The 21,841-nt window shown below is 64.8% G+C and carries 16 protein-coding genes; 14 read left to right on the top strand and 2 right to left on the bottom strand.

Annotation, left to right across the window (positions count from 1 at the left end):
* Positions 1–16 precede the first annotated feature (16 nt).
* The 14 genes from tssJ (at position 17) to PspTeo4_RS06520 (ending at position 19,878) form a co-directional block, all read left to right on the top strand.
* A complete protein-coding gene (gene tssJ, locus PspTeo4_RS06585; protein ID WP_322362900.1) occupies positions 17–739 on the top strand; it encodes a type VI secretion system lipoprotein TssJ in 723 nt (240 codons plus the stop codon).
* Positions 736–2,079 (top strand): type VI secretion system baseplate subunit TssK, encoded by a 1,344-nt coding sequence (gene tssK / locus PspTeo4_RS06580; RefSeq protein WP_322362899.1) that lies wholly within the window; start codon positions 736–738, stop codon positions 2,077–2,079. Before tssJ ends, tssK begins: the two co-directional genes overlap by 4 nt.
* Positions 2,076–2,789: a type IVB secretion system protein IcmH/DotU gene (gene icmH, locus PspTeo4_RS06575; RefSeq protein ID WP_322362898.1), complete on the top strand. Its 714-nt coding sequence runs from the start codon at positions 2,076–2,078 to the stop codon at positions 2,787–2,789. The genes tssK and icmH overlap by 4 nt, the downstream gene beginning before the upstream one ends.
* Before the next feature lie 30 nt (positions 2,790–2,819).
* Positions 2,820–6,635 (top strand): type VI secretion protein IcmF/TssM N-terminal domain-containing protein, encoded by a 3,816-nt coding sequence (locus PspTeo4_RS06570; RefSeq protein ID WP_322362897.1) that lies wholly within the window; start codon positions 2,820–2,822, stop codon positions 6,633–6,635.
* On the top strand, positions 6,632–7,540 hold the full coding sequence (gene tagF / locus PspTeo4_RS06565; RefSeq protein ID WP_322362896.1) for a type VI secretion system-associated protein TagF: 909 nt from the start codon (positions 6,632–6,634) through the stop codon (positions 7,538–7,540). Before PspTeo4_RS06570 ends, tagF begins: the two co-directional genes overlap by 4 nt.
* Positions 7,537–10,020: a type VI secretion system membrane subunit TssM gene (gene tssM / locus PspTeo4_RS06560; RefSeq protein ID WP_322362895.1), complete on the top strand. Its 2,484-nt coding sequence runs from the start codon at positions 7,537–7,539 to the stop codon at positions 10,018–10,020. Before tagF ends, tssM begins: the two co-directional genes overlap by 4 nt.
* Before the next feature lie 143 nt (positions 10,021–10,163).
* Positions 10,164–10,682: an Hcp family type VI secretion system effector gene (locus PspTeo4_RS06555; protein WP_016499518.1), complete on the top strand. Its 519-nt coding sequence runs from the start codon at positions 10,164–10,166 to the stop codon at positions 10,680–10,682.
* A 90-nt stretch (positions 10,683–10,772) separates the two neighbouring features.
* Positions 10,773–11,870, top strand: a complete 1,098-nt coding sequence (gene tssA, locus PspTeo4_RS06550) for a type VI secretion system protein TssA (protein ID WP_322362894.1) — start codon at positions 10,773–10,775, stop codon at positions 11,868–11,870.
* A 114-nt stretch (positions 11,871–11,984) separates the two neighbouring features.
* Positions 11,985–12,494 (top strand): sigma-70 family RNA polymerase sigma factor, encoded by a 510-nt coding sequence (locus PspTeo4_RS06545; protein ID WP_322362893.1) that lies wholly within the window; start codon positions 11,985–11,987, stop codon positions 12,492–12,494.
* The gene (locus PspTeo4_RS06540; RefSeq protein WP_322362892.1) at positions 12,491–13,456 is read left to right on the top strand and encodes a FecR domain-containing protein; all 966 of its coding nucleotides are present in this window, start codon (positions 12,491–12,493) and stop codon (positions 13,454–13,456) included. Before PspTeo4_RS06545 ends, PspTeo4_RS06540 begins: the two co-directional genes overlap by 4 nt.
* A gap of 87 nt (positions 13,457–13,543) precedes the next feature.
* A complete protein-coding gene (locus tag PspTeo4_RS06535) occupies positions 13,544–15,985 on the top strand; it encodes a TonB-dependent receptor (RefSeq protein ID WP_322362891.1) in 2,442 nt (813 codons plus the stop codon).
* A gap of 358 nt (positions 15,986–16,343) precedes the next feature.
* On the top strand, positions 16,344–17,993 hold the full coding sequence (locus tag PspTeo4_RS06530) for an MFS transporter (RefSeq protein ID WP_322362890.1): 1,650 nt from the start codon (positions 16,344–16,346) through the stop codon (positions 17,991–17,993).
* Positions 17,990–19,135, top strand: coding sequence for an HlyD family secretion protein (locus tag PspTeo4_RS06525; RefSeq protein ID WP_322362889.1), 1,146 nt, complete (start codon positions 17,990–17,992; stop codon positions 19,133–19,135). The genes PspTeo4_RS06530 and PspTeo4_RS06525 overlap by 4 nt, the downstream gene beginning before the upstream one ends.
* A 110-nt stretch (positions 19,136–19,245) precedes the next feature.
* Positions 19,246–19,878: a hypothetical protein gene (locus PspTeo4_RS06520; RefSeq protein WP_322362888.1), complete on the top strand. Its 633-nt coding sequence runs from the start codon at positions 19,246–19,248 to the stop codon at positions 19,876–19,878.
* Between the two features lie 117 nt (positions 19,879–19,995).
* On the opposite strand, the gene PspTeo4_RS06515 is transcribed toward PspTeo4_RS06520, so the two are convergent.
* A complete protein-coding gene (locus PspTeo4_RS06515; protein WP_322362887.1) occupies positions 19,996–20,871 on the bottom strand; it encodes an AEC family transporter in 876 nt (291 codons plus the stop codon).
* A gap of 33 nt (positions 20,872–20,904) precedes the next feature.
* Positions 20,905–21,546: an alpha/beta hydrolase gene (locus PspTeo4_RS06510; RefSeq protein WP_322362886.1), complete on the bottom strand. Its 642-nt coding sequence runs from the start codon at positions 21,544–21,546 to the stop codon at positions 20,905–20,907.
* Positions 21,547–21,841 lie beyond the last annotated feature (295 nt).

The following is a 21,841-nucleotide window of genomic DNA, read 5'->3' as shown; positions in this document are numbered from 1 at the left end:
CTGGAGCCAAGCAGTCATGGACAACCGACACACCGCCCTCAAACGCCTGACCGCCGCCGCATTGCTGCTGGCGCTGGCTGGCTGCGGCGTTACCGACCGGATCGGCAAGCGTATGGACGACAGCTGGGCGGCCGACATGCTGGCCGACAGCGAGAAGGTCATCCTCACCTCCGACGGCGGCAACCATCTCAACCCAGACGCCAGCGGTACACCGCTGTCGGTAGTGCTGCGGGTGTACCAGCTGACCGACCTCGAGCGCTTCGCCGCCAGCGACGCCGACACCCTGTGGGAGGCGCCGGATAAAGCGCTGGGCAACACCCTGGTGGAGGCCCGCGAAATCACCCTGCTGCCAGGCATCGGCCAGATCGACCAGTGGCCGCTGGCCAAGACTGCGCGTTACGTGGGCGTCGCGGCGTTCTTCCGCAACGAGGAAAACGCCCGCTGGAAGGTGGCTTTCGACGCCGAATCGCTGCGCAAGGACGGTATCTGGTTCTCGTCCGACGGCCTGCGCATTCTGGTGGACAACACCGACATCACCGCCGTGCGGGGTGTCGATGTGCTGAACAAGCCCCCCACCGCCGAACAGGTGGCCACCGCCGAAAAGCAGCGGGCGCTGGAAAAGACCCTGGCTGAAAAAGTGCAGGACGCGGCGATCGACAAAGCCGCTGATGTCGCCGGCCAATCGGCGCAGAACGCCGTGGATTCAACCTTCAACTCTTTAGTGGATAGCGTCAAATGAGCAAGCAGAGCCGGGTGATGTGGTCGGAAGGCATGTTCCTGCTGCCCCAGCACTTCCAGTACCAGGATGAATTTCACCAGCACCAGTTGGCCGAGGCCACCTTGCGCGGCACCCCGTTCCATTGGGGCGTGCAGACCTTGCAGGTGGACGAAGATGCCCTGGCCAACGGATCGCTGCAGCTCAAACGCCTGAAACTGGTGTTCCCCGACGGCAGCCTTTACGACGCGCCGCAGCACGACCCGCTGCCCGCCGCCCGTGACCTCAAGGACCTGCTCAAGGCCAATGACCTGAAGGTGTATGCCGCACTGAAGCTGCCCGAGCCGTTTGGCCTGAACTACGTCGAGGACGGCCAGGTGCAACAGGCCGCCCGGCGTTTTCGCAAGCAGTTCGACACCCTGCCCGACCTCAACGAAGGCGAGCTGGAAAACGAGATCACCAGCCTGCGCCTGAACGTGGTGCTGCTGGTCGACGGCGACAGCCTCGATGGCTACAGCCATTGCCCGCTGGCCAAGCTGACCCGCAACAGCATGGGCGGCTTCAGCCTGGACCCGCACTTCGTTCACCCTACTCTGCACCTGGGCAGCCACGAGACCCTGGCGAGCATCGGCAAGCGCCTGCTGGGCGCCTTGCAGTCCAAGAGCAAAGCGCTGTCGGGCCGTCGCCGCGAGCGCGCCGACCAGATCGCCGAGTTCGGCTCCAGCGACGTGACGCTGTTCTGGCTACTCAACACGGTCAACCGCGCCCACCCACAACTGGCGCATCTGCTGGCCCACCCACGGCTGCACCCGGAGCGCCTGTATCTGTTCCTGGCCGACCTTGCCGGTGGACTGCTGACCTTCAGCCTCGATGTCCAGCTCAGCGATATCCCCGAGTACGACCACCACGACCCCGCTGCGTCGCTGGTCAAGCTCGACGAGATGATCCGGGTGATGCTCGACAATGTGGTGCCGAACCAGTGCATCGTCATCAGCCTCAACCAGACCAAGCCGTCGCACTGGCAAGGCCAGTTGCGCGACCCACGCCTGGCCGAGGCGGACTTCTACATCGCGGTGCATGCCGACATGCCCGGCGCCAGCCTGCTGGAGCTGGTACCACGGGCGTTCAAGGTCGGCTCGCCGGAAGACATCGAAGTGGTGGTCAACAGCGCCATGCCCGGCGTCACCCTCAACCATGCCGCGCGGCTACCCAATGCCATTCCGGTGCGTCTGGACAACCAGTACTTCGCCATCGAACCCCATGGGCCGGTGTACGAACGCATGATGGACGCGCAAGCCATCTGCTTCTACGCGCCCAGCGCCTTTACCAACCTCAAGCTTGAACTGATGGCGGTGCTCAAATGACCGAAGCTGTATTGCAGGGCGCCGTCGCGGCCGCCGACGACAAACCGTCCCTCAAGGACCTGGTGCAGGATTTCATCAGCATGGCGCTGATCGTCCGCCGTGGCCGTCAGGTCACCTCGGTCAAGGCGTTCGAGGCCAGCGTCGAACGCTTCTTCGACCAGCTTGAGCGTGATGCCCGCGCCGCCAACTACAGCGTCGAGCAGGTCAAGGACACCCAGTACGCGCTGTGCGCCTTCCTCGACGAAAGCGTGCTGCGCTCCGGCGACAACGACCTGCGCCGCCACTTCGAGCTGCAACCGCTGCAGTTCCGCTACTTCGGCGTGCACCTGGCCGGCCAAGGCTTCTTCGAGAAGGTCGATGCGCTGCGCGTCGACACCCGGCAGAACCTCGATGTGCTGGAGGTCTACCACCTGTGCCTGGCCTTGGGTTTCGAAGGCAAGTTCAGCCTCGGCCAGAAAGACCAGTTGCGCTATCTGGCCAACACCTTGGGCCAGGACATCGCCCGCTACCGCAAACCGCCGAAAACCCTGTCGCCGGACTGGGCGCTGCCTGACCAGGTGTCACAGATGCTGCGTCACGAAGTACCGCTGTGGGTCTACCTGGCCTTCATCGCCCTGGTCTGCCTTGCGGTGTACCTGACCCTCGATTGGTTGCTGGACAAGGACGTCGCCGCCCTCGCCGAGCAAATCCGCCAGCTGTTCAGTGCCTGAGCCGTTTCCAGGTAGCCGAGTCAGGAAGACATGAAAACATTACTGCGTCTGTTGAAGAGTTTCTGGATTCTCCTGCCACTGCTGTGGCTGGCGAGCCTTTTGATCTGCTGGCTGGCAGCCCCGCTGCTGCCCTGGGTGCGCCACCATGTGCCTGAAGCCCTGGCCATCGTCAGTGCCTGCTTCCTGCTGGTGATCGTGCTGCGCCAGTACCAGCGCATCCGCGCCGAGCACAACCTGGAGAACCTGCTGCAGATCGAGGTCGACCGTTCGTGGAATGCCACCGGCGAGTTCCGTGACCAGCAGGTGCTGCGCGAACGCCTCAAGCACGCCATTGCCATGCTGCGCACCGACCGTTCTGCCGGGGGTGGCGGCAAGGCGGCGCTGTCGGACCTGCCCTGGTACCTGGTAATTGGCATGTCGGCAGCCGGCAAGACCTCGCTGCTGACCCACTCGGGGCTGTCGGCCAGCATCGCCACGGCCAGCGACAGCGAAAGCGGCACCCAGCACTGCGACTGGTACTTCAGCCCGGACGCGGTGATGATCGACACCGCTGGCCGCTACCTGCGCGACGACCAGTCGGCCAGCGAGTTCTCGGCATTCCTGCGCATGCTGCGCAAGCAGCGTGGCAAGGCCGCGATCAATGGCCTGGTGCTGGTGGTCAGCCTGCCGGAGCTGCTGGCTGCCAGCAGCGATGAACGCAACGCCTTGGCCGCGCAACTGGTGGCGCGGGTCGAAGAGTACGCCGAGTGCCTGGACGCCAACCCACCGGTCTACCTGATGCTGAGCAAGACCGACCAGTTGCCCGGATTCAGCCAGGCCTTCGAAGGTTTGGACCTGCACGATCGCCAGCAACCGCTGGGCATGACCTTCGGCCTGGCGGAAATCCGCAACCAAGGCCTGCACACCGTGCTCGCCACGCGCCTGAAGAACCTGCAGCGCCACGTTCGCCAGCATGTCGATGCGCAACTGGTAGCCCTGGGCGCGCAGGCCGACAGCAGCCTGTTGAGCTTCCCGCAGTACTTCGCCGAACTGGGCGGCGTGCTGGAGCAGTTCCTTGAGCACTTCACCCAAGGCCACCGAGGTGCAGCCCCACTGCTGTTACGCGGCCTGTACTTCACCAGCGCCCTGCAGACCAACCAGCAGCTGGGCCAGGTGTATGAGGATGCCATCGCCGACACCTTCGCCCTGCAGACGGCCCAGGATAACGCTGGCCAAAGCAGTGGTAAGGCCACCAGCAACCGCAGCTACTTCATTACCGACACATTCCGCCGGGTGATCTTCCCGGATCGCGACCTCACCCTCTACCAGTCGCGCCTGGGCCGTCAGGCTTCGTTCAGCCCGCTGCTATTGGGCCTGGCGGCCGCCGCCGGGGTGGTGTTCATCGGTTGGCAGGCGCTGTCGTTCGCCAATAACCGTCAATGGCTTGCGCAGGTGCGCGGGCAATTGGTCGAAATCGAGCAAGCGGCCGACCGCGAGCAATTGCTGGCCGCCGGCAAGGGCCTGGAAGTGCTGCGTGGGCAAATGGCGACTTATGAAGCGCATCGCCTGCAGGGTGTTCCGCTGTCGATGAGTGCCGGCCTGTACCATGGCGAGGCGATTCACGACGTCGCCCGCAGCGCCTACCTGGAGCAGTTGCGCAGCCAGGCCCTGGAGCCGATCGCCCGCAACCTGCAAGTACAGATGCGCGCCTTCAACACCTTCGCCAACGGTATCAACCAGGCGCTGGAGTTCACCCCCGCCCCGACGCCGCGCAGAAACCGCAACGGCAAGCTCCAGGCGCCGCGCCTGGCAGCCAAGGCCCAGGCGGCACTGAACACTACCCGCGCCGGCGCCTATGCGGCCAAGGTCAACCTGGCCACCGCCAGCGACGCGGCCGAGCTATCGGCCACCACCGGTGGGCTGTCGCTGTCCGAAGAGATGCTCGGGCGCCTGGACGAACAACAGGTGGCGTCGATCATCGAGGCTTATAACACCCTCAAGCTGTACCTTTTGCTGACCGAACCCCAGGCCCACCCGGACCCTGCCTTCGTCGCCGCCAGCCTGCCCCAGGCCTGGGCCAGCGCCAGCGCCAGCAGCGAGGGCACGCCTGCCGACCCGGGCGTGATCGCAGAGAACGCGCCGCTTTACGTCCAGCTGCTGGAACAGGGCCAGGCGCCCTCGCTGCCCCGCAACGAACAACTGATCAGCGAAACCCGGCAGAACCTGAAGTCGTTCATGATCTCCAGCTCCCTGGTCGACCGTGAATACCTGCGCCTGCAGCTTGAGTCGAGCCGTCAGTTCCCGGCCCTGTCCCTCAATGACCTGGTGCCGATGCCTGGCCGCGCGCTGCTGTTCAGCTCGGCCGGTGTGCCGGCGATCTACACCCGCCAGGGCTGGGACACCTTCGTCAAACCCGAGCTGATCAAGCTGGTCTCGGGCAACCTGCGCAACGAGTCCGACTGGGTGCTCGATGGCGAAGGCGGCGATGCCCTGGTGCAGAAGGCCAACTTCGTGCGCGAGTTCATGGCCCGCTACAAACGCGACTACACCCAGGCCTGGTACAAGATGGTCAGCAGCGTCGGCGTGCGCCACTTCGCCGACCTGGCGTCGGCCACCGAGCAGCTCGGACTGCTCAGCGACGTGCAGAACTCGCCCGTGAAAAACCTGCTGGCGGCGGTCAACGACAACACCCGCTGGGACCTGCCGCTGCAACGTGAGGCCTTGGCCCCAGGCAGCCCTCGCGAGGACGGCTTCTGGAGCAAGGTCAGCGGCCTGTTCGACGCCAAGGACGCCCTGCCCGCCGCCGTGGCGCCGGTGTTGCCCGCCGTTGACGATGGCAGCCTGGCCAAGCGCTTCGAGCCGGTGTCGCGGGTGTTCGCCGAGCACAATGCCGAAGGCGCCGACAGCACCATCATGGACCGCTACCTGGCCGCCCTGCGCAAACTCAAGGTGCGCATGAACAACATCCAGCGTTCCCAGGACGTGGGCAAGAGCAGCAAGCTGCTGATCAGCGAAACCCTGGAAGGCCAGCCGAGTGAAGTGACCACCGTACGCAACTACGTGGAAACCAGCGTCGACACCAGCCAGGACGGGCTGTCGCAATCGCTGCAGGGGTTGTTCAGCCTGCCCATCCAGTATGCCTGGGAGACCCTGCGCGACCCGGCCGGCCAGCAGATTGCCAAGGCCTGGGCGCAGCAGGTGGCCAAGCCTTGGGAACAGGTCATGGCGCACCGTTACCCGATTGCCAGCGGCAGCCGCAACGAAGCGTCGGTCAAAGACCTGCAACGTTTCGTCGACCCTGACAGCGGCCTGCTGCCGACCTTCAAACGCAACGAAATCGGCAACCTGTCCGCTGGCGAGGGCCTGGGCCTGAGCAGCGGCAAGTCGCCGGCGCTGGTCAACCCCGGCATGCTCGCCAGCATCGACAAGGCCAGCTCCGTGGGCCAGGTTATCGCCAGCCTGTCCGACCGCGACAATGGTTTCGAGATCATGCTGGAGCCTTCGGCGAACTTCACCGACATCGTCTTCACCCTCGATGGCCAGGAGCAGCATTACCGCAACGGCCGCACCAGCTGGAGCCGCTTCGCCTGGCCAGGCACCGGCAACGCCCCGGGCGCACGCCTGGATGTGGTCACCCTCAGCGGCGCCCGCGTCACCGTGTTCGACTTCCCGGGCCGCTGGGGCTTGTTGCGGATGAACGAAAGCGCCCGCGTCGATGACCTCGATGGCATCCAGCAGCGCTTCAGCTGGAACACCGCCAATGGCCGCGTGAGCCTGGTGGTGCGCAACTTCGGTGGGGTGAAGTTGACCGACCTGGGCGAGGTCAAGGCCCTGAGCGCGCTCAATGACAGCAGGGGCGCACGATGATCGGTTGCTTCGGCAAGCTCCCCTCCAGCGCCGACTTCGTCAGCCTGCATGGCGCGGCGGAGGAAGTGTGCGAGTTCGACGCCTGGCTGCAGGCCTCGCTGGCGGCCATGCGCCACCGCGAGGACTGGCAGGCGCTGTTCGACGGGCTGCCGATGTGCTTCTTCAATTACCAGGCGCGCAATGGCAACCGCCTGCTGGGTGGACTGCTCAGCTCGCGGGATGCCAGCGAGCGGCGCTACCCGTTCTTCATCTTCCAACTGCTCAAGGGCCAGGAAGGTGAAGCGCTGCACAACCCGTTCACCCTGGGTGAACTGTTCAGCGCCCAGATCAAGCCATTGCTGCACCAGGCCGTGCAAGGCACCGACTGTGCTGCGCTGTTCGAGCGCATCAAGGCCCTGCGACCGTTGCATGGCCAGGACCTGGACCTGTTCCGCCGGGTTCATGCCAAGTTCCTGCATGACTTCAGCTTCAGCGACATCGCCCGCGCCCTGCAGGGTTCCTGGCCGACGTTTGACAGCACCACGGCACTGGCCCACCTGCGAAGCGTGGCCGGCGCGTTGAACGGCGATTACCAGGGTGGCATCGAGCTGCCGTTGCCCGCCGAGCGCGGCCTGAAAAACCCGACCGCAGACCTGTGGCAGACCTGGCTGACGCGCCTGGGCGCCAGCCGTGGTGTGCCCGCCGTGAGCCTGTTGGCCGACGACTTCATGCACCCGACGCTGTTCTGCTTCCCGTCGCGCCACAGCAGCAATGCCTACCGCTTGCTCAGCGGCACGGCGCAGGCCCCGTTGCACCTGGAGCTGCTCAGCCCGCTGCCACTGGTGCCGCACACACACGATTACGACCGACCTCTGGAACGCGTCATCGACCTGTTCGTCGATACGCTGGATGCGACGCCTGTATGAACAAGATCAAGTATTACTGCCTGCGCTATCAACCCTACTTGCTGGGGGTGGCTTTCTTCCTGGCGATCTTCCTGGTCTGGGCAGGCGGACGCACCCTGGGCTTCGCCTCGTTGCACAGTCTGCTGGCAGGCATCGGTCTGTTCCTGCTGCTGTCGGCAGGCTATGTGCTGTTGCTGTACCGTGGCGCAGGCCAGCACCACAACCTCGAAGCACTGCTGCGCGACGATGCCGACCAGGCCGTGCTCAACGCGGCGCCCGCCGACCGCGAAGAAATCAGCCTGCTGCGCGAACGCCTGCTGCAAAGCATCGAGCGCCTGCACGGCAGCAAGCCTCGTGGCACCTCGGCGCAAGACGCATTGTACGCCCTGCCCTGGTACCTGGTGATCGGCCAACCGGCTGCGGGCAAGAGCACCATGATCCTGCAGTCGGGGCTGAACTTCCCCTACGCGGAACGCGAGGGCGCACGGGTGGCAGGCCTTGGCGGCACACGCAACTGTGACTGGTTCTTCAGCTCCGAGGCCGTGCTGCTGGATACCGCCGGGCGCTACATGAACAGCCCGGAGGAAGCCGGCAAGTGGCGCGGTTTCCTGCAACTGCTGCGCCAGCACCGCCAGCGTCGGCCGCTCAACGGCCTGATCGTCAGCGTCAGCATCGACGATATCCTGCACGGCTCGGCCGAGGATCAGGAGCGTGTGGCCAAGCGCCTGCGCGAGCGCATTCAGGAAAGCTGCGCGCTGCTGGAAGTGCGCCTGCCGATCTACCTGGTGTTCACCAAGTGCGACCTGATCCCCGGTTTCACGCCGTTCTATCGCCAGCTGGATGACGCAGCCCGCGGCGAAGTCATGGGCAAGACGTTCTCGCACAAAGGCTTCGAGCAAGCTGACTGGGGCCAGCGCTTCAGCGCGGCGATGGACGAGCTGGTCGGTCACTGGCAGCAAGTGGCGCGCCAACAGCTGGTACAGCAGGACATCCAGGTGACCCGCCAGAACGATGCCGCCTACCGCTTCCCGCTGGAGCTGGCCGCACTCAAACCGCGCCTGCGCCAGTTCGTCGATAGCCTGCTGCGGGCCAACCCGTACCAGAATGCCGAGCTGTTGCGCGGTTTCTACTTCACCACTGCGCTGGAGGCCGAAGAAGCCCACTGGGGCGGCCATGGCCAGTCGGTCGCCGCACGCTTCGCCCTGCAACAGGATGAGAACGCCGCCAGCCACGGCAGCCATCCTGCGCCGTTGTTCATCAACAGCCTGTTCCGCAAGGTGATCATCCCCGACCAGCATCTGGTGGCGCTGTACACCAGCAACCGCCGCGAACGCCGGCGCAAGGCCGCCTGGGTCGCCAGCGCCAGCCTGGCCGGGCTGCTGCTGTGCAGCCTTTGGGGGTGGTCATATGTGAACAACCGCAGCACCCTGAACAGCATCTCCAACGAGCTGGCCCAGGCCAAGGCCGAAGACCAGCGCGCCAGCGGCCAGTATGCCGCCTGGCACAGCCTCGACCGATTGCGCGTGTGGGCGGCCCACTACTACCAACAGCACCACGACCAGGCCGTACCGCTAAGCCTGCGCCTGGGGCTGTACCAGGGCCATGAGGTCGAGCCACTGCTGCGGGCGCGCTACTTCACCACCTTGCAGAGCGTGATGCTGAAACCCACCGCGGACAACCTCACCCGCACGCTGTACCTGCTGACCACCCTGAAGGTGTACCAGCGCAATACCCGCGAGCTGATGCCCGTCGCTGGCGTGGACAGCGTCGAGGCCGAAGCCCTGCCCCACGACAACCGTGCCCAGTCGATCGCCGACTTCGGCAAGGCGGCGCTCGACACTTACACCATGCTTGCGCCCGCTCAACGTGAAAAAGCCGAACCGGCCTTCCTCAAGGCCAGGCTGCCGGATTACTGGTACCCGGCCATCGCCCGCCAGACCGGCCAGCCGATGGCAGCCGGCGATGCCAACCAGGACTACCTGTACGCCAGCCGCCAGGTGATTTTCTACAGCGACCAGATTCGCGAGCCTGATGTGCCGCGCATTCTCGACAACGCCTTCCTGATGTCCAGTTCGCGCAACTACATCAACAGCCTGCTGACCCAATCGTTGCGCTCGATCGAGACCATCACCCTGGAGTCCGACACCCTGTTCGCCTTCGCCCGCGCCGACTTCCAGAGCCTGAAAAGCGAAGGCCAGAGCCAGCTGAGCGCCATCGCCAGCAAGCTTCTGAACACCCCCAATATCGGCAAGATCATCATCTCGGGCCATGCCGACCAGCTGGGCGACCCGCAAGGCAACCTGCAGGTTTCCCGGCAACGGGCGCAAACCATCCGCACCTACCTGGTGGGCAAGGGCGTACCGGCCGAACTGGTCACCGCCCAAGGCGAAGGCAGCCGCAAACCGCTGGTCAACTGCGACATGCAGCAACCCCGGGCGCAGCTGATCAAGTGCCTGGAGCCCAACCGCAGGGTCGAAATCGAAGTGCGCGGCCTCAACTGAGGCGGCGCCGCAAGAACCGGCCACCCGGGCCTCACAGGAGGAAGCCCGAGTGGCGGCAAGCTACCTCGACCGATGCAGTCGGCGAGGTCAAAACGAAGGGACGCATGAGCGACCTTTAAATGATGTTAATGGAGAGTTTTACAATGGCATTTGACGCGTATATCCAAATCGACGGCATCCCGGGCGAAGTACTGGATGACAAGCACAAGGACTGGATCGAAGTGCTGGGCTACGAGTACGGCGCCACCCAGGCCACCTCGGCCACTGCCAGTTCCTCGGGCGGTGCCTCCTCCGAGCGCGTGGCACTGAGCGATTTCAAGATCCGCAAAGCCGTCGACAAGGCCTCGGCCAAGCTGTTCGAACACTGCTGCACCGGCAAGCACATCGCCAAGCTGAAGCTGAACGTCAACCGTGCCGGTGGTGACAAGGTCACCTACCTGACCATCGACATGGAAGAAGTGGTGGTGTCGTCGGTCAAGTTCGTCGCCGGTGGCAACCAGGGCGGTGAAGACAAGGCGGTCAGCGACCTGCCGATCGAAGAGATCAGCTTTAACTTTGCACGTATCAAGACCACCTACACCCAGCAGAACCGTACCGACGGCCAGGCTGGCGGCAACATCGTCGGTGGCTGGGACCGCACCGCGAACAAAGTGTTTGCCTAAGCACTTGCTTCGGGCCGCCTGCGCGGCCCGTACCTTGCAGCGCGCCGGCCATGCAGGCGCGCTGCTCCCCTTCCCTGATCAGAGTGTTTTATGCCTGAACTTCTCAACGACCTTTCGCTGGCCGAGCTGGCCGCGCCGATTGACGGTGGCAGCGGCGAAGACTTGAGCTTCTCCGCCTTGTTCGACCAGATCAAGGAGGCGCGCCGGGCAGACCCTGACTACCTGACACAAGGCGATTGGCAGACTGACCTGAAGACCGCCGACTGGGAAAAGGTCATCAGCCTGTCCGCCGCCGGGCTTGCCGAACAGAGCAAAGACCTGATGCTGGTGGCCTGGCTCAACGAAGGCCTGGCCCAACGGCACCATTTCGAAGGCATCACCTTTGGCCTGAGCCTGACCGAGCGGATTCTGCAAGCTTTCTGGCACACGGTCTACCCTTCGCTCGAAGACGGCCTGGACGAGCGCGCGGCGCGACTGTCCTGGCTCAAGACCACGCTCACCGACATTGCCGGTGGCTTGCCCATCACCCAAGGGCAACCTTTCGGCGTGCTGCGTTACGACGAATCACGCCATGTAGAAAACCTCGCCTTGCAAAACCCCAAGGCGATGCAGACCGCGCTGGATGAAGGCAAGATCAACGCCGAAATCTTCCAGCGGGCAGTGCTGCTCAGCGACGCCGAGCACCTGCGCGACAAGGCCCTGCAAATTGCCGACTGCCTGGCCGCCTGTGCCCAGCTGCAGGCCACCACCGACCGCCTGTTCGGAGCCGAGGCACCGAGTTTCGCCAGCCTTCACGACATGCTGGCCAGGGCCAGCCAGTTGGCCGAGAAGCTGCTCAAGGACCGAGGTATCGAACTGCACCCTGCGCCCGTTGTGGTCGCCGAACCTGCCCCAGCCGTTACCACCACCAGCGATACAGGTGAAACGATGACCACCGCCGCCCAGCCGAATGCTCCCGCCCAGATGCGCACTACTCCGCTGACCCGCGAAGAAGCCTTCACCATGCTGGCGGGCATCGCCCAGTTCTTCAAACAGAGCGAGCCGCAAAGCCCGGTACCTTACTTGATCGAAAGAGCCATCAAGTGGGGCAACATGCCGCTCGAAGGCTGGCTGAGCGATGTGATCAAGGACAGCAACGTGGTGGACAATATCCGCGATGTATTGGGCACGCGCGAACCGCGCTCTTGACCCCGCTGCGCCTGCACCGGCCTCTTTGCGGGCCAGCCCGTAGCAACGGGGATTGCCGGGAACAGGACCCTGTGATTAGAATGCGATCAATTCTTAATTGCACCCCTCTTCCCAATGCCGCCCGCCGACCCAACCCTCAACCTGCAGGTCCAGACGCTGTACACCGAGCACCACGGTTGGCTTCAGGGCTGGCTGGGGCGCAAGCTGGGCAACGCCTGCGACGCCGCCGACCTGGCCCACGACACCTTCCTGCGCCTGCTCAACCGGCAGGCCGCGCAGCGCTGGGGTAACGAGCCGCGGGCCTTGCTCACACATATTGCCAAGGGCTTGCTGGTCGACCGTTGGCGGCGCCAGGAAGTCGAGCGCGCCTATCTGGAGGCCATCGCCCACCTGCCCGAGCCGCAAGTACCGTCGCCGGAAACGCGCTGGCTGATTCTCGAAACCCTGACGCGTGTCGATGCCATGTTGCGTGAGATGCCCGCGCGGGTGCGCCAGGTGTTCCTCTTGTCGCAACTCGATGGCCTCACCTACGGCGAAATCGCCGAGCAGTTGCAGGTGTCGTTGATCACCATCAAGCGCGACATGCGCACCGCGTTCCTGGCATGCCTGAGCCTTGACCCATGACCGCACGCATCGACCCGGAAATCCTCGGCGAAGCCGCCGACTGGCTGGTGCAACTGCAATCGGGCTGCGCCACCGAAGACGATCACCGCGCCGTCCAGGCCTGGTGCCAGCGCAGCAGCGAGCATGCCCAGGCCTGGCAGCGTGCCGAGGCGATCCTCGGCGATTTGCGCCGGCTGCCATCGCCCGTTACCGGCGAGACCCTGCGCCGGCTTAGCCGCAATGGCGCGGTCAGCCGCCGCCAGGCCATGCAGCGCCTGGGCTTGTGGTTGCTGGCTGCCCCCGCAGCCTGGCTGGCCTGGCGCGAAACGCCCTGGCAACAATGGACCGCCGACGTGCGTACCGCCGTAGGCGAGCAACGCCGAATGACGCTCGCCGACGGCAGTGAGGTGCTACTGAACACCGACACCGCCATCGACATCACCTTCGACGCCCGCGAGCGGCGCATCGACCTGCTGGCCGGCGAGATCCTCATCAGCAGTGCCGCCGACCCTGCTGTGCCCGCCCGTCCATTGCGGGTGCGCACGCTGCACGGCCAGGCCCAGGCCTTGGGTACACGCTTCAGTGTGCGCCTGGACGGCACGCAGACCCGTGTCGCCGTCCTCGAAGGGCGCGTGGACGCCCGCCCACTGCACGCTGCCCAAGGCCTGCTGCTCAAGGCCAATCAACGTACAGCCTTCGATGCCAACCTTGTGCAGCCCGCCAGCGTGCTGGACGTTGATGACCTGGCCTGGGAGCACGGCATGCTGCTGGCCCGCGACATGCGCCTGGCCGACCTGCTGCAAGCGCTGGGCCGTTACCGTCCCGGCGTGCTGCGCTGCCACCCGGCCGTACGCGACCTGAAAGTATCTGGCGCCTTCCCCCTCAATGACACCGATGCCAGCCTGCGCTTGCTCGGCGATACCTTGCCGGTGACGATCCATGGCCTGACCCGTTACTGGGTAACGGTCGAACCCAACGTTTAACTTTTTTTTGCAATCGACTGATACCTTTTGCTGCGTCGTCCGGTGATGAGTGCAGAACCTTCATTTCTGCACCCACAGGACGCCCGCATGACGCTTTGCCTGCCGCACCGCCCCCGTTTTCGCCTCAAAGCCCTGAGCCTGGCCATGGCCATTGGCTCGCTGGTCCCGGCCTCGGCACTGATGGCCGCCGACCTCGCTGTCAGCAACAGCCCGCGCAGCTACCACATCGCCGCCGGCCCGCTGGCCGATGTGCTGGCGCGTTTTGCCGCCAGCGCTGGTGTGCCGCTGTCGTTCGACCCGGCCCTGCTCAAGGGTGTGCAAAGCCAAGGCCTGGACGGCAGCTTCAGCGTAGCGGACGGCTTTGCGCGTCTACTCGCCGGCAGCGGCTACAGCCTGATGGCCACTGACAGCGGCGGCTATACCCTGGCCCCGACAGTGGACCTGGGTGAAGCATTGGAACTGGGCGCCACCACCATCAACAGCAACCTGGCAGCCGACAGCGACACCTGGCAAGGCGGCCAGGTGGCCCGCAGCGCCAGGCTTGGCGTGCTGGGCGACCAGGCAATCAGCGACGTGCCGTTCAGCGTCACCAGCTACACCGCCAAGACCATCGCCGACCAGCAGGCGCGTACCCTCGGCGACGTCTTGCTGAACGACGCCGCGGTGCGTCAGTCGGCCGGCTTTGGCAACTTCTCGCAGGTGTTCACCATCCGCGGCCTGCCGCTGAACACCGACGACATCAGCTACAACGGCTTGTACGGCGTGCTGCCACGGCAAATCATCACCACCGAGGCGCTGGAGCGGGTCGAGGTGTTCAAGGGCCCCAATGCCTTCCTCAACGGCGTCGCCCCTCAGGGCAGCGGCATCGGCGGCGCGGTGAACCTGGTACCCAAGCGCGCCGAAGACACCCCGACCCGGCATGTCAGCCTCGACTACGCCACTGGCGCCAACGTCGGTGGCCACCTCGACCTGGGCAAGCGCTTCGGCGAGGACAACCGCTTCGGCGCGCGTATCAACCTGGCCCAGCACGATGGCGGCACCGGCGTGCACGATGAGGCGCAGCACAGCACGCTGGTTGCCGTGGCCCTGGACTACCGAGGCGAACGCCTGCGGCTTTCCACCGACTTCGGCTACCAGAAGGAGCGCATCAACCAGGGCCGCGCGGTGATCTACCCAACCGGTTCCAAGGTGCCGCATGCACCCTCGGCGCGCGACAACTACTCGCAGGACTGGACCTGGTCGCAGCTCGAAGACACCTACGGCATGGTCAATGGCGAGTACGACCTCAACGACAACTGGACGCTGTATGCCGGCGCGGGCGCCAAGCACACCCGCGAAAACGGCGAGTATTCCTCGCTGTACGTCAGCGACGAGGACGGCACCGCACGCGGGGGGTTCCTGTATTCACCGCACGACGAAGACAACAAGAGCGCGATGGCTGGCCTCAATGGCCGCTTTGCCACCGGGCCGGTCAGCCACCGGGTCAACTTCGGCTTGTCCGGGATGTGGGGCGAGCAGCGCTCGGCCTATGAGGCCATACGCGCGGCCAACCGTTATGACACCAACCTGTACCACCCGGTCAAGGTGCCACGCCCGACCAACACCTACTTCGGCAGCGACCTGCACGACCCACGCATCGTCGGCAAGAACCGCATCAAGAGCGTGGCGGTTTCCGACACCCTGGGCTTTCTCGACGACCGCGTACTGCTGACCCTGGGCGTGCGCAAGCAATCGATCGGTGTCGACGGCTGGGCCACCGCCACCGGCGTGCGCAATGCCGACTACGACGAGTCGCTGACCACACCGGTTTACGGCCTGGTGATCAAACCCTGGGAGCACGTGTCGTTCTACGCCAACCGCATAGAAGGCCTGGCCCAGGGCCCGACTTCACCTTCGACCGTCAGCAACCCCAACGAAGTATTCCCGCCCAAGCGCAGCAAGCAGGTCGAGGCTGGGGTCAAGCTCGACTGGAACAGCTTCGGCGCGACTTTGGGCGTGTACCGCATCGAGCAGCCCAACAGCACCACCTTCCGCGCCGCCGGTGCCAGCAAGGACACCTTCAGCATGGACGGTGAGCAGGTCAACAAGGGGGTGGAGCTGAACCTGTTCGGTGAGCCAATCGATGGCCTGCGCCTGCTGACCGGTGCCGTGTTCATGCACACCGAGCTGAACAACACCGCTAATGGCAGCAACGATGGTAATCGCGCCGCTGGCGTGCCGCGCTTCCAGTACAACCTTGGCGCCGACTGGGATGTGCCCGGTATTGCCGGTGCGGCGCTCAATGCGCGCCTGCTGCGTACCGGTGGCCAGTATGTCAATGCCGACAACAGCCTGAGCATTCCGGCCTGGACCCGCGTCGACCTGGGTGGGCGCTACAGCTTCAAGGTGGACGACAAGCAGGTGACCTTGCGGGCGAATGTCGAGAACGTGGCCAACAAGGCGTATTGGGCTTCGGCATCGACGTCGAACAACTACCTGACCCAGGGTACGCCACGCATTTTGCGGCTATCGGTCGGCGTTGATTTTTGAGCTGAGAGCGTGTTGAGGCGCGTGGGTGTTCGGCGGCAGATGTTCATGCGCCATGAGATCGAGCGCCGCCCGCGCGGCGCATCGCGAGCAAGGCTCGCTCCTACGGTTGTTTCGGGCCAATTATTCCTGTGAGATCTGTGCGCGAACGCTCTTGGCGCATGGCGCGGTATCGCGTCGTACACACAAGGCGGTCGCGCGCGCCTGTCACAGGCGTTACTCGCCCGAAACAAACGTAGGAGCGAGCCTTGCTCGCGATGCGCCGCGCGGGCGGCGCTCGATCTCAACCCCACTAAAAAACTCCCGGCGAACACCCAACAGACACCATAATTCCAATCACCCCTCACCTGCAGCCTGCGCAATGGACAAATACGCCCCCCGCCAGTGGCTCCCGCACGAAAAACCCAGCCTGCCGGGCTCACCCTCCACGCCGTTGCATACCCCAGGCAAGCGGCTGGCCTACGCCGTGGTCGGCCTGCTGGTGGCCATCACTGGCGGCCTGGGCAACGCCCTGGTCACCGCCAACCTTGTATTCCTGCAGGGCGCCCTGGGCGCCACCAGCGCCGAGATGGCCTGGTTGCCTGCGGCCTATGTGATGACCAACGTGTCGATCAACCTGCTGCTGGTGAAGTTCCGCCAGCAATTTGGCCTGCGCGCCTTCACCGAGGTGTTTCTGGTGCTCTACGCGTTGGTGACCTTCGCCCACCTGCTGGTCAACGACCTCAACTCGGCCATCGCCGTGCGCGCCGCCCATGGCATGGTCGGCGCCGCGCTCAGTTCACTGGGCTTGTACTACATGATCCAGGCGTTCCCCGCGCAGTGGCGGCTCAAGGCAATGGTGCTGGGCCTTGGCGCCTCGCAGCTGGCCCTGCCGTTGGCGCGGATCTTTTCCGAAGACCTGCTGCAGATCGCCGAATGGCGGGGCCTGTACCTGTTCGAACTGGGCCTGGCACTGGCGGCTTTGGGCTGCGTACTGATGCTCAAACTCCCCCCCGGCGACCGTTTCAAGACCTTCGAGCCCCTGGACTTTCTCACCTTCACCCTGATTGCCAGCGGCACCGCCCTGCTGTGCGCCGTGCTGTCGCTGGGGCGTATCGACTGGTGGCTGGACGCGCCCTGGATCGGCATGGCCCTGGCCGCTGCGATCGCCCTGGTGCTCAGCGGGCTTGCGATCGAGCACAACCGCCAGAACCCGCTGTTGATGACCCATTGGCTGGGCAGCGGTGCGGTGCTTCGCCTGGCGCTGTGCGTCATATTGATCCGCATGGTCACTTCGGAACAGTCCACGGGCGCCGTGGGCTTTCTGCAGGCGCTGAACATGGGCAGCGAGCAGATGCGCACCTTGTACTGGGTCATGCTGATCGGCGCAGTGGCGGGCCTGGCCAGCAGCGCGCTGACCATCAACCCCGGCCACCTGGTGATTCCGCTGTTCATTTCCCTGTTGGCGATGGCCACGGGGGCGTTCATGGACAGCAGTTCCAGCAACCTGACACGCCCGGCGCAAATGTACCTGAGCCAGTTTCTGCTGGCGTTTGGCAGTACGTTCTTCCTGGGCCCGTCCATGGCCCTGGGGATCAGCCATGTACGCACCAACCCGCGCAATCTGGTGAGCTTTTCGGTGCTGTTCGGCATCTGCAACAACCTCGGCGGCCTGATTGGCGCCGCGCTGCTGGGCACCTTCCAGACCGCACGGGAGAAATTCCACTCCGCCCATCTGGTGGACCAGCTCAGTGCGCTGGAGCCACTGGTCAGCGCTCGCGTGCAAAGCGGCGGCGCGGGCTACGCCGGGCTGCTTGCCGACCCGGCCTTGCGTGGTGAGGCCGGCATGCGTCTGCTGGCCAGCGCGGCTAGCCGTGAAGCGAACGTGCTGGCCTACAACGATGTCTTCATGCTGATCGGCGCGATAGCCATTGCTACGATGATATGGATTGTCATCCGCAGTACCTGGGTGTGGCATACAGGCCGCACCGCCACTTCTTCCGACTCCACCTCCGGCGCCTCGACCCGATGAACCAGGACACACCGAGTACCACGACCACCGCCATCGCCGACACCCCGGAAGGCAGCACACCGCCCAGCGAGCCAACCAGCCCGACGCGCACCCGGCGCATGCGCGTGCTGTCGTCCATCAGCTTCGCCAGCGTGGCCCTGGCCGGCATCCTGCTGGTGCTGTATGCCTGGCGCCTGCCGCCGTTCACCAGCGCCATCGAAAGCACCGAGAATGCCCTGGTGCGCGGCCAGGTGACCATTATCGGGCCGCAGTTGAGTGGCTACATCGTCGACGTGCCGGTGCACGACTACCAGTTCGTCAAGGCCGGTGACCTGCTGGTGCAACTGGATGACCGTATCTACAAGCAGCGCCTGGCCCAGGCCATCGCCCAGTTGCAGCAGCAACAGGCGGCACTGGCCAACAACCAGCAGCAGCGAAACAGTGCCGAGGCCGGCATCGCCCAGCGCCAGGCGGCCATCGCCGATGCTGGGGCCCAGGCCGACAAGGCCAGGTCCGACCTGCAGCGTAACCAGGCGCTGGTCGGTGATGGTTCGGTGTCGCGCCGGGACCTGGACCTGAGCCGAGCCAGCCATGCCGCCGCAGTCGCCACACTGGCCCAGGCCAAGGCGGCGCTGGAAATCGCCCGCCAGGACCGCGAAACGGTGATCGTCAACCGCGCCGCCCTGGAGGCCTCGGTGGAAAACGCCAAGGCGGCAGTGGAGCTGGCGCGCATCGACCTGGACAACACCCGCGTCACCGCGCCCCGCGATGGCCAACTGGGGCAGATCGGCACGCGCCTGGGCGCGTACGTCAACTCCGGTGCGCAACTGATGGCGCTGGTGCCCGACACCCTGTGGGTGATTGCCAACATGAAGGAAACCCAGATGGCCAACGTGCGCATTGGCCAACCCGCGACCTTTACCGTCGACGCCTTGAACCACCTGCAACTGCGCGGCCAGGTGCAGCAGATATCGCCGGCCACCGGCTCTGAATTCGCGCTGCTGCAGGCGGACAACGCCACCGGAAACTTCGTCAAGATTGCCCAGCGAATCCCGGTGCGAATCACGGTCGACCCCGACCAACCAGAAGCCAAGCGGTTGCGCCCGGGCATGTCGGTGGTGGTCAGTATCGACACCCATGAGCCGCAGAAAACGCCCGAATAGTTTTGAGACCCCTGTCGAGATGCCGTCCTGCCACGATTGCACCCGCTCTAGCGCGTGGGTTCTAATTCCGACCCACCGGTTTTGTCTTCGCAATCCAAGGAAGCTTCATCATGTACAGGAAGATCGTACCGCTGGCGCTGCTGGCCACCCTGGCTGGCTGCTCCGACACCGAAAACGCCACTGAGGCCAACTTCCACAAGGCCGCCCAGGCCTACCTCGACACCCAATACCCTCACTGTTTCGTGGTCAGTTCGTTCCCGACCAAGACCCAGGACTTCGACGTCAACGGCACCAACAAGGCCCTGCATGCCCTGGCCCAGGTCGGCGTGGTCAGCGAAAAGGAAATTTCCCGCACGCAAGTGCCTGAGCGCTTGTGGCAGCCTGCCCGCACCGACATCTACTACGCCTACGACCTCACCGAAGAAGGCCGCAAGTACTACAAAGCCGACGCCCAGCGGCTGATCAGTGGCAAGACCAGCGGCGGGCTGTGCTTCGGCAAGGCCCAGGTCACCGCCATCGAACAGTTCAGCGAGCCGGGCGAGGAGATGGGGCGCACTGTTTCCAACGTGACCTATGCCTACAAGATCACCGGATTGCCGGCGTGGGCAACGAATGACGAGGTCAGGGCCAACATTCGTGGCCTGGATCAGGCGCTGGCGACCAACGAGACGCCGGCCCAGGAAAAACGGGTGATGGTACTGACCAACCAGGGTTGGGTGCACGAGCGGTTGTTCGACAAATGATGCTTGCCTGCACTGGCCTCATCGCCGGCAAGCCGGCTCCCACATGGACCGCGATGACCTCAAGATCACCGCATTACCTGTAGGAGCCGGCTTGCCGGCGATAAGGCCAGTGCAGGATCACAGCCACCACGCCAACACCAGCGGCAACCAGGCAAACGACAGCACGGTCGAACACATCACCAGGTTCGCCACCTGCTCTGGCGAGCGATTGGCCCGCACCGCCATCAGGTAGTTGAACACCGCCACCGGCATGGCCGACTGCACCATCAGCACCGCCCGCTCCAACGTCTCCATGCCCAGCAGCGCGCCAACTGCCCACCCCACCCCGGCACCCAGCACGATGCGCAGGCCTCCCAGCAGCATGCCGCTGCCAACGTGGCGCAGGCGAATGCTGGCCAGCGATACCCCCAGGGTCAGCAGCATCAGCGGGATGGTCATGCCACCCAGCAAGTCCGCCGTATTGGCCAGCCAGCGCGGCAGCTCCACATCGAAAAAGATGATCGGCATCGCCCCGGCCAGGCTGATGACGATGGGGTTGCGAAGCAGCGCCTTGGGTGACGCCGCCGTGCCGGAAATGGCCATGCCCAGGGTGAACTGGAAGATCGACAGGGTCAGGAAGAACGCCACGGCCAGCGCCAGGCCATGCTCGCCGAAGGCATACAGACTGATCGGCAGCCCCATGTTGCCGGTGTTGGGAAACATGAACGCCGGTAGCAGCACACGCCAGTGCTGGCCAAAGATGCGGCACACCAGCAAGCCGACCACGACCATGCCAACCATGCACAACAGGCAACCCAAGGCCATGCTGGTGAACGCCGTCGGGTCCAGTTCGGTGCGGCTCAGGGTCGACAACACCAACGACGGCGTGCCGACGGTCATCACCAGGCTGGCGATGAATTCTGTGGGGTAGCTCAGACCTTTGCGGGCCCAGGCATAGCCGATACCGGCGACGATGAAAACCGGTGCCAGTACCGCGAACAACGAAGCGAACATCTACCCTGCCCTCCGTGGAGCTGCCATGTGCCCTCAGAGGCGTGACGCAAGATGAGCAATCACCTGCTGCGCCGCGCTCTCCAGGCAACCTTTGAAAAAGTGGTTGGCCCCGCTGTACAGCGTCACCGCGCGCTGCCTGGGCCGGGCCCAATCAAGCAGGTTGGCCAGTGGCGCCATCTCGTCCTGCTCGCCATGCAGCAACAGCACATCGCCAGGCAACGGCAACGGTTCGTAGTAGCGCCCACCCGGCACATCGCCGACTGGCAGGCCGAGCAGTGCCACCGCGCAGGGCGGCTCGGCCAGGGCACACACGGCCCGAGCGTGAACGTAGGCGCCGAAAGAGAACCCGACCAGTGCCAGGGGCAACTCTGGGAAGTGGCCCTGCACATGGCGAATCACGGCCAGGGTGTCGTCGCATTCACCGATACCGTCCGCGTGTTCGCCTTCGGTTTTGCCGACGCCGCGATAGCAAGGGCGCACCACTTGCCAACCTGCCGCACACAGCCGCCGGGCCAGGGTCAGCGGCACGATATGACGAGGGCTGCCACCCAACAGTGGCTGCGGATGGCTGAGCACCACCACCCCTTTGGCCGGTGCGTCCGGGTAGTCGATCAGCAACTGGATCTGCCCGACCGGGCCCTGGATCAACAGCTCATTGCGGGGTTCGTTCGACACGGCGGGCAATATCCTGGGGCCAAAGGCGGCATTATGCCGCAGGCGGCAGGCACTTGGGCAAAACCTTCGCAGGCCTTAGAATCGCGCCTCCTTTTCGCCCGTCGCCTTGAACGGTGGCAACCGGCAGCAATGACAGAGTCCGTGCCTGCACACATGGCCGCACATGTGAAATAGGCTCAACCGACCCCGCCCGACCTTCCTTTGCCAAGGTCCAGCGGTTGAGTCTTGCCCAGGTCGCATCCACGAAGGCACACCCGTGCAACCCGCTGGCCGTTCCCGGCCGTGGTCGCGTGCG

Source organism: Pseudomonas sp. Teo4 (genome assembly GCF_034387475.1).
In the GTDB taxonomy this organism is placed as follows: domain Bacteria; phylum Pseudomonadota; class Gammaproteobacteria; order Pseudomonadales; family Pseudomonadaceae; genus Aquipseudomonas.
This window is presented reverse-complemented; position numbering and strand designations above follow the sequence as displayed.